Origin of the sequence: Pseudomonas sp. B5(2017) (genome assembly GCF_002112825.1) — a bacterium.
In the GTDB taxonomy this organism is placed as follows: domain Bacteria; phylum Pseudomonadota; class Gammaproteobacteria; order Pseudomonadales; family Pseudomonadaceae; genus Aquipseudomonas; species Aquipseudomonas putida_Z.
The window spans coordinates 223,757-237,003 of record NZ_NEIR01000007.1 but is presented as its reverse complement, the minus strand read 5'-3'; the positions used below and the strand labels follow the sequence as shown (position 1 = coordinate 237,003).

Below are 13,247 nucleotides of genomic sequence, written 5' to 3'. Positions count from 1 at the left end.
GCAACTGCCCCGTCCAAACCTTGAAACCTGCGCGGTCCCTGTGGGAGCGGGTTCACCCGCGAACACGGGCGTAGCCCGTGCCATCCACCGCGTCGCCTGTTTCGCGGGTAAACCCGCTCCCACAGGGATAGCGCCCGAGCCCAGCGCTTGTGCCGTACCTGCAGAAGCCGCCAGTGCAGGCAATTACTCGGCCGCTGGCCCTTCGAGCAACTCGGCCAGCGCATCCGGCTGGCTCTTGAACGCCCGGGCGAACACATCGCGGTTCTTGGCCATGTAGATACCGGCTTCCTCGACCTGTTTCTCGCTCAGCGAGGGCACTGCCTTGTGCAGTACTTCGGCCAGGCGCTCGGCCAGTTCGAGCATCTTGTCGTGACGGTCTGCTTCGGCCTTATCCATGAACAAGCGCTCCGGGTCGCGGCTGCTGCGGTACACCACTTCGACGGCCATTCATCACCTCTATGCCTTTTGCTGGGTTGATACTGTATTCATATACAGTAATGGCAATGTTGATTGCTTCGCAAGCAGAAATTGTAGCGTGGTGCAGAGGGCTTACTGCTTCATGCCCAACTCAGCATCATCCATCAGCGCCTTGGCCATCCGGGCCCTTTCGCGGGTGAACCCGCTCCCACAGGTACGGCATCTACCTCAAGGCCTGTGGAGATCCTGTGGGAGCGGGTTTACCCGCGAAGAGGCCAGCCCAGACAACGCAACACCCAAACCTCAGTGCAAAGTCCGAGTTTCAGCGGGCATCTGCACCTGAACCAGTGCCGACTCAAGCAAAGCCCGCAACGTCTCCAGCTCATGCATTGAGGTCATCATCAGGATCGAAGCCGGCGATTTGGGCTGCAGTAGCAAGGGCTGATGCACCACGGTGGCTGCTCGCTTCTGGCAACTTGCCACGCCTCAAGGTGTCTTGCGGCAATCGGTCGCCTTCCAAGGCAGGGGCCTGGCCTTTTAACTGCATGGCACAAGCGTCACGCCGGTGACGCATCATCCTTCAAGACGTATCGGGGAATGGAACATCGTGAACATCAAATGGGCAGAAAAGCTGCGCAAGGGCCTGCACGGCTCGGCCGACTCGCTGGGCAACCTGTGCGTCGAGGCATTCCATTACCTGGCGCTGTTCGGCATTGGCGCGATCACCGCCTATGCGGCAGTGATGACGTTCCTGGACATGCTCGGCAAGGGCGGGGTCAGTGTCGATGACATCCTGCTGCTGTTCATCTACCTGGAGCTGGGGGCGATGGTCGGTATCTACTTCAAGACCAACCACATGCCGATCCGCTTCCTGCTGTACGTGGCAATCACCGCGCTGACCCGCCTGCTGATCGGCGACGTCTCGCACCACAAGGCGCCGGACGTAGGGCTGTTGTACGTGTGCGGTGGCATCCTGTTGCTGGCGTTCGCGATCCTGGTGGTGCGCTACGCTTCGTACCGCTACCCCTCGACCAAGGTGCTGGATGCCAACGGCAAGGAAGTGGAGGAGGGCAAGTAGCCCTCAGTTGGCGATGAAATGGCGCGGCTCGTGGCGGGCGTCACGGGTCAGCGCGGCCAGCACCTGCAGAGGGTTCTGGCTGTGTTCGATGGCCAGGCCCAGGCGGATGCTGTCGATCACCCGCTGCAGGCGTACCGGGTCATTGCGCTGGGCCTGGGTGATGAGGCGCTTGGCGACCACGCCAGCGTCGTCGGACAGGGTCAGCATGATGCTGCCGTCGAGGTTTGCAATGCTCAGGTTGACCCGGTATTCGGGGGCGAATGCAGCACTGATTCGTTCGAATGGGTTGTTCATGGTCATGCTTCTGCGGTGAATGAGTGCAGAAGTTGACCGGGGAAATTACCTGTTGGTTCAGCGCCATCGATCGATACAAACGAAAACGCCCGGCATCAGGCCGGGCGTTTGCATTGCCGATCAGGCGTCCGGATCACTCAGTTCCAGGGCTCCGCGCTTGCTGCGCAGCTTGCCGTAGAAGTGTTCCAGCGCGTGGTTGAGCTTGGTGGCGGCACCATCGACCGCCTGGTCCAGCGAAGTGGCGGTGTGGGTCACGGAAATCGGTTGGTGGCCTTTGGGGCGAGCCTCCATCTGGCAGCGTTTGTCATGCGGTCCGGGCTTGGCGCCGTTCTCGTCGCGCAGGTGAACCTCGATGCGGGTGAGGTCGTCTTCGTAACGTTCCAGCGAGTTCTGCAGTGTGCTGCGGACCCACTGGTCGAGCCGGGCGTTGCCTTCGAAATGGTTGCTGCTGTTGACCTGGATTTGCATGATTCAATCCTTATTCAGCTTGCTCGCATGGAGACGCGCCTAGGCCTTTGAGACCCTTGGAATTTCTGCGCCTCTTGACTCTAAGGTCAGGCAACGGCGAAACGAATTCAAGCCCTTTTCGAAAATAAATTTCTTGTTGCATTCAGGGCGGCAGGCGGCTCATCGCTCGGCCTTTGCTTATGAGAATTGAAATCATTATTATTGCAGGCCCGAAAACGCCCGGACCTTCGCCATGACGCGCAAAACCGCCGGTCTCTCGCTCAGCTATCGCCTGGCCGTGACTTCACGCAGCCTGGCCGCGCTGCTGGGCGGCTACCTGCTGGCGTCCGTGGCCAGCGTCTGCATCACCCTGCTAGCGCCGCTGTCACAGGTCGATGCCACGCTCACCGGCCTGCTGCTGTCATTCGTCTTCTACCTGCTGGCGTTCATCTGGTGCTTCGCCTGCCGCAGCGCTTTGCGCGCCTGGCTGGGCGTGCTGGCGCCAAGCGTGCTGCTGGGGGTGATCAGCGGGTTGGCCTACTGGATGAAAACCCCATGAAAGAAGGCTTCCGCCAAGCCATGGCGTGGCTGCACACCTGGACCGGCCTGATCTTCGGCTGGCTGTTGTTCGCCATCTTCCTTACCGGCACGCTGTCGTATTTCAAGGAAGAAATCACCCACTGGTCGCAGCCGGAAGTGCGCAGCCATGCACTGGACCCGACCCATAGCCTGGAGGTGGCCCAGCGGTACCTGCAGGACAACGCCGGGCATTCGGGCACCTGGCTGATCCGCATGCCCAACGCACGCGAGGCCGCCTTGAGCGTGGGTTATCGCGACCCCAATGGCGGGCCACGCGGCTTCGTCACCAAGACCCTCGATACCCAGACCGGCCAGCCGGTGGAGGCACGCGACAGTCGCGGTGGCGAGTTCTTCTACCGCTTTCACTTCCAGCTGCAGATGCCATACCCCTTCGGCCGCTGGCTGTCGACGTTCTGCGCCTTCATCATGCTGTTGGGGCTGGTCACCGGCATCATCACCCACAAGAAGATCTTCAAGGAGTTCTTCACCTTCCGCCCTGGCAAGGGCCAGCGTTCCTGGCTGGACGGGCACAACGCCATTGGCGTGCTGGTGCTGCCGTTCCACCTGATGATCAGCTACAGCAGCTTGGTGCTGTTCATGTACATGGTGATGCCGGCAGGCATCATGGCCAGCTACGGCAATGACACCGGCAAGTACTTCAACGACCTGTTCGGCCGTAACGATGCGCCCAAGGCGGCCCATGTGGCCGCGCCGCTGTTACCGTTGCCGAGCCTGTACGCCAAGGTGCAGGACCTGCAACCGGGCGCGCGTATCGGCCGTATCCAGGTGGAAAATGCCGGCGACAGCAATGCCCGCGTTACCTTCACCCAGTCCGCGGCCGACCATGTGGCCTATCGGCGCAGCGCCAATTGGACCTTCGATGGCGCCAGCGGTGTGCTGTTGAGCCAGGGTAAGCCGGAGAGCGGGGCAATGATGACCGCCTTCAGCTTTGCCGGCCTGCACATGGGCAATTTCGCCGGGCCCTGGCTGCGCTGGCTGTACTTCTTCTTTGGCGTGGCCGGTACCGCGGTAATCGGCACCGGGCTGGTGATGTGGCTGGGCAAGCGCCAGCTCAAGCATGCCAGGAGCGAACGCCTGCCGGGCGAACTGCGCCTGGTCGAGGTGCTCAATATCGCCAGCATGAGCGGCCTGTTGCTGGCCGTGGCGGGCTTCTTCTGGGCCAACCGCCTGATCCCGATGGGTGTTGACGGCCGGGCCGATTGGGAGGTCAACGCCTTCTTCAGCGCCTGGGGCCTGTCGCTGGTGCACGCTGTGCTGCGCAGCGGGCGCCGGGCATGGGGCGAGCAACTGGCGCTGGGCGCGCTGGCGTTCGCCTTGCTGCCGCTGCTCAACGGCCTGACCACCGGCCAGGGCCTGAACCATTCGCTGTCGGCGGGTGATTGGGCCATGGCCGGCTTCGACCTGACAGCGCTGGGCACCGGCCTGTTCCTGGCCTGGTTGGCCGGCAAGATGTTGCACAGCCCGAAACCTGTGGCCAAGCGTGCCCCGCGTGCAGCAAAGAAGCCGAGCACTGAAACGGCGGAGGCGAGCTGATGCTGGGTAATGCACTGATCGCTTACGCCGGCTTCGTTGCCCTGTGCCTGGCCATGGAGAAGCACTTCGTCGACCTGCTCGGGCGCAAGCCGCGCCCCGGGCAGTTGCGCCTGTTGCGCAGCACCGGCTGGCTGTTGCTGGTGCTGTCGCTGGTGCTCAGCGTGCACCAGCGTGGCTGGGCCCATGGCCTGGTGGAGTGGACCGCAGTGATGATGGCCGGGGTGACCCTGTGGGTGTTCGGCCTGCCATACCAGCCCCGCCTGTTGCTGGGCCTGGCCGCCGCCAGCGTGGTGCTGGGGCCGTTGCTGGCCGTGTTCGCCGAGTGATCAGGTGAGCGAGCCGGGCGACATGATCGAGGCGGATGCCGAAAGCGGCGGTGGGCGTGCGCGCTTCGTCCAGGTGTTCCAGGCCCAGCGGGCACGCATGGAGGCCCTGGTGAGCCGCCGGGTCGGCTGCCGGGCCACCGCATCGGACCTGGTCCAGGAACTGTTCCTGCGCTTCTGGCGTCGCCCCGAGGTCGAGGTCGAGGCGCTGGACACCTATCTGCTGCGTTGCGCCGGCAACCTGGCCATCGACCACCTGCGCAGCGAAGGCAGCCGCGAGCGCGTGGCCGAAGCTGTGCTGCCGCTGGATGAAGCGGCCATGGCCCAGGCCCCGGAGCAGGCCGTGGAGGTCGATCACGACTTGCAGCGCATCGACGCTGCCTTGCGCGCCTTGCCCGAGCGCACCCGGCAGATCTTCCTGCTCAACCGTATCCACGGCTGCAAGTACGGCGAGATCGCCAAGGCCATGCAACTGTCCCAGAGTGCTGTGGAAAAGCATATGATGCGCGCCCTCGAAGCGTGCAAGGCGAGTGTTGCCGAGCCCGCGTCCACCCCACGCCGGCCAGGGAGTGCCCGTCGATGAGCCGTTTACCGCCGATCACCGAGGCGCAGTCCCGGGCTGCACTGCAATGGCTCAGCCGCATCAACGAGCAGCCCGCGCAAGCCGAGGGCGCGGCGTTCAAGCGCTGGCTGCTGGCCGACCCCGGGCACCGTGAGGCCTACGCCCAGGCCCAGGCGCTGTGGCAGAACAGCGCAGCCCCGGCGGCGCGCCTGGCCGCTGAAGAACAGGCAAGCCTGCAACGTTACCTGGATGCGATGGCCAGGCCACCGGCCAGGCACCCCTGGCGGCAGCGCGCCGCAGCGCTGGCGGTGGCTGCCTGCCTGGTGCTGGCCGTGGGCGTTGCCGGTGGTTGGCACCCGGCCCTGTGGCTGCAGGACCTGCAGGCCGACTACAGCAGTGCTGGTCAAGTTCGCCAGGTGACCTTGGCCGACCAGTCGCAGGTGACGCTGGATGCGGGGAGCGCGATTGCAGTCGATTTTGCGCAGGGCGAGCGCCGCGTGCGGTTGTTGCATGGTGCGGCGTTCTTCCGGGTCACGCATACCGGCACGCCGTTCGTGGTGGAAGCTGCCGGCGGCGAGGTGCGCGTGCTTGGCACTCAGTTCGAAGTGCGCGAGCAGGGCGAGGGCGCCCAGGTCACGGTACGCAGCGGGCGCGTGGCGGTGAGCCCGGCACCGGGCACCGCAGCGCGTGAACTGACGGCCAACCAGCAGGCGGCCTACGCTGCCGGCCGAGTCGGCGACACCCTGACGGTGGACAGCGACAACCGCCTGGCCTGGCGCCAGGGCTGGCTGAATTACTACCAGGTGCCGCTGGCGCAGGTGGTCGAGGACCTGGGGCGTTATTACCCGGGGCGCATCCTGTTGCTCGATGATGAGTTGGGGCAGCGCAAGGTCAGTGGCAGTTTTCCCGTGGCCGAGCCGTTGCTGGCGCTGGATTCGCTGGGCAAGGTGATGGGCTTTTCGCGGCAGACAGTTCTGGGGCGGTTGACCCTGATCCGGTAGTCGCCTGTGCGGGCCTCTTCGCGGGTGAACCCGCTCCCACAGGAAGGGCGCAAGTTTCAAATCCTGTGCAGTACCTGTGGGAGCGGGTTCACCCGCGAAGAGGCCCGCACAGGCAAAAATATTTTCAGATAGCGGGTGAGGTAACAGGACGTGGCATCCGTGTAATGAGTGGAAGTGCGATTCATTCGCAGTCATATCCCTCTCACAGGTCAGCGTCCATGAAGTTCACCCCGCGTTGCGTCCCTCTCTGGCTCGGCCTTTCCGCGCTCCCGGCATTCGCTGTCGCCCCCCTGGCCTGTGCCGCCGAGCAGCAGCAGGCGTATGCCTTCGCCCAGCCAGCGCAACCCCTTGCCCAAGCACTTGGCGCCTTCAGCCGCACCACCGGCCAGAGTGTGATCTACACCCTGGAACTGCCTGGCGTGCAGGCGCCGGCGCTGAACGGCAGGTTCAGCGCCGAACAGGCCCTGCAACAGCTGCTGGGCACTACCGGGCTGGCCTGGCGCCGCGTCGATGCACGCACGCTCACCCTCGAAGCAGTGGACACCTCCGGCGCCCTCAACCTGCAGGCCATCACCGTGACCTCGCAACTGGACGACTACAGTTACCAGCCCCCGGCTACCGCCTCGATCATGCGCGGGCAGGGCCCTAGCCAGGACATCCCCCAAGCCATCAACGTGGTGCCGGCCCAGGTCATCCGTGACCAGGCCCCGCGCAACCTCGATGACGCCCTGGCCAATGTCAGCGGCATCACCCAGGGCAACAATTTCGGTGGCACCTCCGACACGGTGATGAAGCGCGGCTTCGGCGACAACCGCGACGGCTCGATCATGCGCGATGGCATGCCCATCGTGCAGGGCCGCAGCCTCAACGCCAGCACCGAGCGGGTCGAAGTGCTCAAGGGCCCGGCCTCGCTGCTGTACGGCATCCAGGACCCGGGCGGGGTCATCAACGTGGTCAGCAAGCGCCCGCAACTCGAGCAGTACAACGCCCTGACCGTGCGCGGGTCGACCTACGGCAGCGGCAAGAACGGCAGCGGTGGCGGGTTCGACAGCACCGGCGCGCTCGGCGACAGCAACTTCGCCTATCGCCTGATCGTCGACCACGAAGATGAAGACTACTGGCGCAACTACGGCGTGCACCGCGAATCGCTGGTAGCGCCGTCGCTGGCCTGGCTGGGCGAAGACACCCAGGTGGTACTGGCCTACGAGCACCGCGAATTTCTCTACCCCTTCGACCGTGGCACGGCGTTCGGCAACAACGGCCACCCGCTGGATATCCCAGCCACGCGGCGCCTGGACGAGCCCTTCAACGACATGGAGGGGCGTTCCGACCTGTACCGACTGGAAGTCGACCACCAACTGGCCGATGACTGGAAGCTGCACTTCGGCTACAGCTTCAACCGCGAAACCTATGATGCCAGCCAGGTGCGGGTGACCGGCGTGAATGAAAAAAGCGGCACGCTGTCGCGCAGCATCGACGGCACCCACAACGCCATGAGCCGTGACCAGTTCGCCACCCTGAGCCTGGCCGGCAATGTGGAACTGGCCGGGATGCAGAACGACCTGCTGTTCGGTGTCGATCATGAAGACCGCAAGGTCTTTCGTGGCGACCTGATCCGGCAGAGCGCCCAATCTACCTTCAGCTACATGAACCCGATCTACGGGCAGGAAGTGGAGGGCACCACCGTCAAAGCCAGTGACAGCGACCAGACCGACAAGCTACGCACCGACGCGTTGTTCGTGCAGGACGCGCTGCACCTGGATGATCACTGGATCCTGGTGGCCGGTGCGCGCTTCCAGCAGTTCGACCAATACGCTGGCCGCGGCCGCCCGTTCAAGGCCAACACCGACATCAATGGCCAGGCGTGGGTGCCGCATGCAGGTATCGTCTACAAGGTGGACGAGCAGCTGTCGTTTTATGGCAGCTATAGCGAGTCGTTCAAGCCCAACTCCACCATCGCGCCGCTGGTCGGCAATGTGGTGCTTGACTCGTCGGTGGCGCCGGAGGAGGGCAAATCGTGGGAGCTGGGCGCCAAGCTCGACATGCCAGGCCGCCTTACCGGAACCCTGGCGTTGTTCGACATCACCAAGCGCAACGTGCTGGTTTCCAACTTTGATACCAGTACGCGCGAAACGGTGTACAGCAATGCTGGAGAGGTCAGCTCACGGGGTGTCGAGCTGGACCTGACCGGCCAGTTGAGTGAGCGCTGGAGCCTGATCGGCAGCTACGCCTTCACCGATGCGCAAGTGACCAAGGACCCGGACCTCAAGGGCAACCGCCTGCAGAACGTGGCCCGCCACAGTGGTTCGCTGTCGGCGGTGTATGACTATGGCAGCCTGTTCGGCGGCGATCGCCTGCGCATTGGCGCGGGGGCGCGATACGTGGGCGAGCGCGCTGGCAACCCGACCAACACCTTCGACCTGCCGTCCTATACCGTGGCCGATGCCTTTGCCAGCTACGAGACCAGGCTCGACGAGCACAAGGTGCTGTTGCAACTGAACGTGAAGAACCTGTTCGACAAGGTTTACTACAGCTCGGCGGTGAACCAGTACTTTGTGGCCATTGGCGATGCGCGGCAGGTGAGCTTGTCCAGTACCTTCGAGTTCTAGGCCAGCCTGTACCGGCCTCTTCGCGGCTAAAGCCGCTCCCACAGGTACTGCACTGCCCTTGAGGGTGGCGCGGTCCCTGTGGGAGCGGCTTTAGCCGCGAATGGCCGAACGGTACTCGCCAGGCGTTGCACCGACCGCCTGGCGGAACCGGTTGCTGAAATGGCTGGCACTGGCAAACCCGCACAACAGGGCAATCTCCCCCAAAGGCATCAACCCCAGCCGCAACAGCTGGCAGGCCCGGTGCAGCCGCCGGGCCAGCAGGTACTGGTGCGGCGGCAGCCCGAAACTGGCGCGGAACATGCGCGCAAAGTGGTATTCGGACAGGTTGCAGCGCAAGGCCAGTTCACCCAGGGTGATGGGCTGGTCGAGATGCGCTTCGATGTAGTCGACCATTTGCCGGCGCAGGCTCGGTGCCAGCCCGCCTTTCAGGCGCAGGCCCTGGCGCAGCCCGACCTGGTTGAGCAGCGCATGGTCGACGATCTCGTGCGCCAGGCTGCTGGCCAGCAAGCGTTCGCCAGGTTCATCCCAGTCCAGGGTTATCAGTTGGCGAAAGCGCTTGGCCTGCTGCGGGTCATCGAGAAAGGTCGCTTCCTGCAGTTGCAGCTCACGCGGTTCACGGTCGAGCAGGCGCACGCAGCCGAGGGCGAATTGCGCCTCGCTGACATACAGGTGCGCCAGGCGGATCGCGCCATTGACCACCCAGTTCGATTCCTGCCCGGCCGGCATCACGCACAGCTTGTCGGGCGCCCCTTTGTCGCCGGGGCGCTGGCGGCGAAAGGTGCCGGTGCCGTCGGCGATGTAGCACGACAGGGTGTGATGGCTCGGTGCCTGGTAGTCGCGGGCATCGTCGCGGTTGCTCCACAACGCCGCAGCCAGCCCGTCGCCCAGGTGCGCGCTCAGCTCCAGCCGGGCGTGGGGCGAAGCGTGCATGGCGTTGAACACTTGCAGCTGGGTGAGTGGCGTCATGGGCGGTTCCTCTTGCCAGCCATCCTACTGCGCCTTGGCCAGGCTTACAGCTACCAGCGGGACAAATGCGCAAGTTTGTGCAAGCGCGTGGGTGTTCGACAGGAGAACACTGAAATGCCTCGGCGAGGGCTGCGCCCTCGATTCGCGGGTGAACCCGCTCCCACAGGGACCGCGCCAGCCTCGAGAGCAGCGCGGTCCTTGTGGGAGCGGCTTTAGCCGCGAAGCGCCGGGCACCGATCCTGAAAGGCCCAAGGAACCGCCGCCATGAACCTGTCACTCTACCTGCTAACCGTCCTGATCTGGGGCACCACCTGGATCGCCCTTAAACTCCAGCTGGGTGTGGTCGCCATTCCGGTCTCGATCGTCTACCGCTTCGCCCTGGCCGGGCTGATCCTGTTCGCCTTCCTGCTGCTCACCCGCCGCCTGCAGCCAATGAACCGGCGTGGCCACCAGATCTGTTTGGCCCAGGGCCTGTGCCTGTTCTGCGTCAACTTCATCTGCTTCCTCAGCGCCAGCCAGTGGATTGCCAGCGGCCTGATCGCCGTGGTGTTCTCCACCGCCACCCTGTGGAATGCACTCAACGCGCGGATCTTCTTCGGCCAGAAGATCGCCAGCAACGTGCTCGGCGGCGGCGCCTTGGGGCTACTTGGCCTGGGGCTGCTGTTCTGGCCCGAGCTGTCCCACCACTCGGCCAGCCGCGAAACCCTGTACGGCCTTGGCCTGGCGCTGCTCGGCACGCTGTGCTTCTCGGCCGGCAACATGCTGTCGAGCATGCAGCAGAAGGCCGGGCTCAAACCCATGACCACCAATGCCTGGGGCATGGTCTACGGGGCGGTGATGCTGGCGGTGTTCTGCGTGGTCAGCGGCGTGCCATTCAGCATGGAGTGGAACGTGCGGTACATCGGCTCGTTGCTGTACCTGGTGGTGCCGGGCTCGGTGATTGCCTTTACCGCCTACCTGACCCTGGTCGGGCGCATGGGGCCGGAGCGGGCAGCGTACTGCACGGTGCTGTTCCCGTTGGTGGCGCTGAATGTGTCAGCGGTGGCCGAGGGGTATCAGTGGACAGCGCCGGCCTTGTTGGGGCTGGTGGCGGTGATGGCGGGGAATGTGCTGGTGTTTCGCAAGCCCAAGGCCAGGGTGGCTGAGGGTGTTGTGGTGGCCAAATAGGTAATGGGTTGCCTGCGCCGGCCTCTTCGCGGGTAAACCCGCTCCCACAGGTACCCCACAGCCCTCAGAGCCTTTGCAATACCTGTGGGAGCGGGTTTACCCGCGAAAGGGCCGGTGCAGGCAGTAGAGGGCTATCAGCCCTTCCACACCTGCGGGTTCACCAAGTCTCGCGGCCGCTCACCCAGCAGCGCCGCGCGCAGGTTGTCGATTGCCCGGTTGGCCATGGCCTCGCGGGTTTCGGCAGTGGCCGAGCCAACGTGCGGCAAGGTCAGGGCATTGGGCAGCTTGAACAGCGGCGAATCGCTCAGCGGCTCTTTCTCGTACACGTCCAGGCCCGCACCGCGAATGGTGCCGTTCTGCAGTGCCTCGATCAGCGCCGCCTCGTCCACCACCGGCCCGCGGGCGATGTTGATCAGGAACGCGCTCGGCTTCATCAGTTGCAACTCACGCGCACCGATCAGCTTGCGGGTGGCATCGGACAACGGCACCACGATGCAGACAAAGTCGGCTTCGGCCAGCAGTTGTTCCAGGCTGCGGAACTGCGCGCCCAGCTCTTGCTCCAGCGCGCTCTTGCGGCTGTTGCCGGAATAGATGACCGGCATGTTGAAACCGAACCGGCCGCGACGGGCAATGGCGGCACCGATGTTGCCCATGCCGACGATACCCAGGGTCTTGCCGTGCACATCGCTACCGAAGTGGGCCGGGCCTACGGTGGCCTGCCAGTTGCCGGCCTTGGTCCAGGCATCCAGCTCGGCGGTGCGGCGGGCGCAGCCCATGATCAGCGAGAAGCCCAGGTCGGCGGTGCTTTCGGTCAGCACGTCGGGGGTGTTGGTCAGGGCGATGCCGCGTTCGTTGAAGTAGTCCAGGTCGTAGTTGTCGTAGCCGACCGACACGCTGGATACCACCTCCAGCCTGGCCGCCCCTTCGAGTTGCGCCCGGCCGAGCTTGCGGCCAACGCCGATCAGGCCATGGGCCTCGGGCAGGGCTTCATTGAACTGGGCATTGATGTCGCCGAGCTTGGGGTTCGGCACGATCACGTTGAAGTCTTGCTGCAGGCGTTCGGCCATGGCCGGGGTGATACGGCTGAAGGCCAGGACGGTCTTTTTCATCGGGCAACTTCTCTGCAAGGCGGTGGGGCGGTGGTGGTTTCTTCGCGGGTGAACACGCTCCCACAGGTATTGCACAGGCCTGGAAGGCAGTGGTGTGCCTGTGGGAGCGGGTTTACCCGCGAAGAGGCCGGCGATGGTTAGCAACCTACCATTGTCCGCCCCCGCAATGCAGCAGCTTTTTAGTTGGCGATCATCACCTGATGGGTTTTCAGGTCCGCCTCATGGGCTGCCAGAATCTCCGGCAGCGAGTTGCGCAGGTACTCCACCCAGGTCTTGATCTTGGCATCCAGGTACTGCCGCGACGGGTAGATGGCGTACAGGTTCAGCTCCTGCAGCCGGTACTCGGGCAGCACCCGTACCAGGCTGCCATCGCGCAGGCCGTCGATGGCCGAATAGATCGGCAGCACGCCCACGCCCATGCCGCTGCGGATGGCGGTCTTCATGGCATCGGCAGTATTGACCATGAACGGCGAGCTGGTGATGTTGACCATCTCCTGGCCTTCCGGCCCGTCGAACAGCCATTTCTCCAACGGGATCACCGGGCTGACCATGCGCAGGCAGGCGTGCTTGAGCAGGTCGGCAGGCTTGTGCGCAACGCCGTGGCGGGCGATGTAGGCGGGCGAGGCGCAGACGATGCTGTAGGTGATGCCCAGGCGCTGGGACACGAACCCCGAGTCGGGCAGTTCGGTGGCCAGCACGATGGACACGTCATAGCCCTCGTCGAGCAGGTCGGGCACGCGGTTGGCCATGGTCAGGTCGAAGGTCACATCCGGGTGCGATTCGCGGTAGCGGGCGATGGCGTCGACCACGAAGTGCTGACCGACCCCGGTCATCGAGTGCACCTTCAACTGCCCGGCCGGGCGGGCATGGGCGTCGCTGGCCTCGGCCTCGGCTTCTTCGACATAGGTAAGAATCTGTTCGCAACGCATCAGGTAGCGCTTGCCGGCTTCGGTCAGCGCAATGCGGCGGGTGGTGCGATTGAGCAGCCTTGTTTGCAGATGGGCTTCCAGGTTGGAGACCGCCCGCGACACGTTCGCGGTGGTCGTATCCAGTTGCCCGGCGGCAGCGGTAAAGCTGCCGAGTTGGGCTACGCAACTGAAAGCACGCATGTTTTGCAGGGTGTCCATGGGTCACTCTCGAT

The 13,247-nt window shown here is 64.4% G+C and carries 14 protein-coding genes; 8 read left to right on the top strand and 6 right to left on the bottom strand.

What is annotated here, in order from left to right; genetic code table 11:
- Positions 1-183 precede the first annotated feature (183 nt).
- The gene (locus CAG00_RS13140; protein ID WP_085664434.1) at positions 184-447 is read right to left on the bottom strand and encodes a YebG family protein; all 264 of its coding nucleotides are present in this window, start codon (positions 445-447) and stop codon (positions 184-186) included.
- 577 nt (positions 448-1,024) lie between these two features.
- Here CAG00_RS13140 and CAG00_RS13125 point away from each other — a divergent pair.
- A complete protein-coding gene (locus tag CAG00_RS13125; protein ID WP_025340608.1) occupies positions 1,025-1,495 on the top strand; it encodes a phosphate-starvation-inducible protein PsiE in 471 nt (156 codons plus the stop codon).
- Positions 1,496-1,498: 3 nt separating this feature from the next.
- Here CAG00_RS13125 and CAG00_RS13120 read toward each other — a convergent pair whose 3' ends face one another.
- Complete coding sequence (locus CAG00_RS13120; RefSeq protein WP_025340607.1) at positions 1,499-1,789, bottom strand: DUF3509 domain-containing protein; 291 nt, start codon at positions 1,787-1,789, stop codon at positions 1,499-1,501.
- Between the two features lie 120 nt (positions 1,790-1,909).
- Positions 1,910-2,257, bottom strand: a complete 348-nt coding sequence (locus CAG00_RS13115; protein WP_003260689.1) for an HPF/RaiA family ribosome-associated protein — start codon at positions 2,255-2,257, stop codon at positions 1,910-1,912.
- A gap of 232 nt (positions 2,258-2,489) precedes the next feature.
- Between CAG00_RS13115 and CAG00_RS13110 the strand changes: the two genes are divergently transcribed.
- From CAG00_RS13110 to CAG00_RS13085, 6 genes are all read left to right on the top strand, one after another.
- Positions 2,490-2,795 (top strand): DUF3649 domain-containing protein, encoded by a 306-nt coding sequence (locus CAG00_RS13110; protein ID WP_085664431.1) that lies wholly within the window; start codon positions 2,490-2,492, stop codon positions 2,793-2,795.
- Positions 2,792-4,369 carry a PepSY domain-containing protein gene (locus CAG00_RS13105; protein ID WP_085664430.1) on the top strand — a complete coding sequence of 526 codons (1,578 nt, stop codon included), beginning with the start codon at positions 2,792-2,794 and terminating at the stop codon, positions 4,367-4,369. The genes CAG00_RS13110 and CAG00_RS13105 overlap by 4 nt, the downstream gene beginning before the upstream one ends.
- Positions 4,369-4,695, top strand: a complete 327-nt coding sequence (locus CAG00_RS13100; RefSeq protein WP_085664429.1) for a DUF3325 domain-containing protein — start codon at positions 4,369-4,371, stop codon at positions 4,693-4,695. The genes CAG00_RS13105 and CAG00_RS13100 overlap by 1 nt, the downstream gene beginning before the upstream one ends.
- Positions 4,696-4,717: 22 nt before the next feature.
- On the top strand, positions 4,718-5,275 hold the full coding sequence (locus tag CAG00_RS13095) for an RNA polymerase sigma factor (protein WP_176240884.1): 558 nt from the start codon (positions 4,718-4,720) through the stop codon (positions 5,273-5,275).
- On the top strand, positions 5,272-6,255 hold the full coding sequence (locus tag CAG00_RS13090) for a FecR domain-containing protein (protein ID WP_085664428.1): 984 nt from the start codon (positions 5,272-5,274) through the stop codon (positions 6,253-6,255). The genes CAG00_RS13095 and CAG00_RS13090 overlap by 4 nt, the downstream gene beginning before the upstream one ends.
- 218 nt (positions 6,256-6,473) lie before the next feature.
- The gene (locus tag CAG00_RS13085) at positions 6,474-8,864 is read left to right on the top strand and encodes a TonB-dependent receptor (RefSeq protein WP_085664427.1); all 2,391 of its coding nucleotides are present in this window, start codon (positions 6,474-6,476) and stop codon (positions 8,862-8,864) included.
- Positions 8,865-8,954: 90 nt separating this feature from the next.
- Here the strand turns inward: CAG00_RS13085 and CAG00_RS13080 are convergent, their stop codons facing one another.
- A complete protein-coding gene (locus CAG00_RS13080) occupies positions 8,955-9,830 on the bottom strand; it encodes a helix-turn-helix domain-containing protein (protein WP_075046302.1) in 876 nt (291 codons plus the stop codon).
- 264 nt (positions 9,831-10,094) lie between these two features.
- Here CAG00_RS13080 and CAG00_RS13075 point away from each other — a divergent pair, with 264 nt between their 5' ends.
- Positions 10,095-10,997, top strand: coding sequence for a DMT family transporter (locus CAG00_RS13075; protein WP_025340600.1), 903 nt, complete (start codon positions 10,095-10,097; stop codon positions 10,995-10,997).
- Positions 10,998-11,131: 134 nt separating this feature from the next.
- On the opposite strand, the gene CAG00_RS13070 is transcribed toward CAG00_RS13075, so the two are convergent.
- Together CAG00_RS13070 and CAG00_RS13065 are read right to left on the bottom strand one after the other, a co-directional pair.
- A complete protein-coding gene (locus CAG00_RS13070) occupies positions 11,132-12,106 on the bottom strand; it encodes a D-glycerate dehydrogenase (protein WP_085664426.1) in 975 nt (324 codons plus the stop codon).
- Between the two features lie 179 nt (positions 12,107-12,285).
- Entirely contained in the window at positions 12,286-13,233 is a 948-nt protein-coding gene (locus CAG00_RS13065; RefSeq protein ID WP_013974172.1) for a LysR family transcriptional regulator, read from the bottom strand.
- Positions 13,234-13,247: the final 14 nt, after the last annotated feature.

Excerpts from the sequence above, each read along its gene's own strand:
- CAG00_RS13110 (WP_085664431.1), top strand. The coding sequence starts at position 2,490 with ATGACGCGCAAAACCGCCGGTCTCTCGCTCAGCTATCGCCTGGCCGTG.
- CAG00_RS13075 (WP_025340600.1), top strand. The coding sequence starts at position 10,095 with ATGAACCTGTCACTCTACCTGCTAACCGTCCTGATCTGGGGCACCACC.
- CAG00_RS13065 (WP_013974172.1), bottom strand. The coding sequence starts at position 13,233 with ATGGACACCCTGCAAAACATGCGTGCTTTCAGTTGCGTAGCCCAACTC.
- CAG00_RS13095 (WP_176240884.1), top strand. The coding sequence starts at position 4,718 with ATGATCGAGGCGGATGCCGAAAGCGGCGGTGGGCGTGCGCGCTTCGTC.
- CAG00_RS13090 (WP_085664428.1), top strand. The coding sequence starts at position 5,272 with ATGAGCCGTTTACCGCCGATCACCGAGGCGCAGTCCCGGGCTGCACTG.
- CAG00_RS13085 (WP_085664427.1), top strand. The coding sequence starts at position 6,474 with ATGAAGTTCACCCCGCGTTGCGTCCCTCTCTGGCTCGGCCTTTCCGCG.
- CAG00_RS13120 (WP_025340607.1), bottom strand. The coding sequence starts at position 1,789 with ATGAACAACCCATTCGAACGAATCAGTGCTGCATTCGCCCCCGAATAC.
- CAG00_RS13105 (WP_085664430.1), top strand. The coding sequence starts at position 2,792 with ATGAAAGAAGGCTTCCGCCAAGCCATGGCGTGGCTGCACACCTGGACC.
- CAG00_RS13140 (WP_085664434.1), bottom strand. The coding sequence starts at position 447 with ATGGCCGTCGAAGTGGTGTACCGCAGCAGCCGCGACCCGGAGCGCTTG.
- CAG00_RS13070 (WP_085664426.1), bottom strand. The coding sequence starts at position 12,106 with ATGAAAAAGACCGTCCTGGCCTTCAGCCGTATCACCCCGGCCATGGCC.
- CAG00_RS13115 (WP_003260689.1), bottom strand. The coding sequence starts at position 2,257 with ATGCAAATCCAGGTCAACAGCAGCAACCATTTCGAAGGCAACGCCCGG.
- CAG00_RS13100 (WP_085664429.1), top strand. The coding sequence starts at position 4,369 with ATGCTGGGTAATGCACTGATCGCTTACGCCGGCTTCGTTGCCCTGTGC.
- CAG00_RS13080 (WP_075046302.1), bottom strand. The coding sequence starts at position 9,830 with ATGACGCCACTCACCCAGCTGCAAGTGTTCAACGCCATGCACGCTTCG.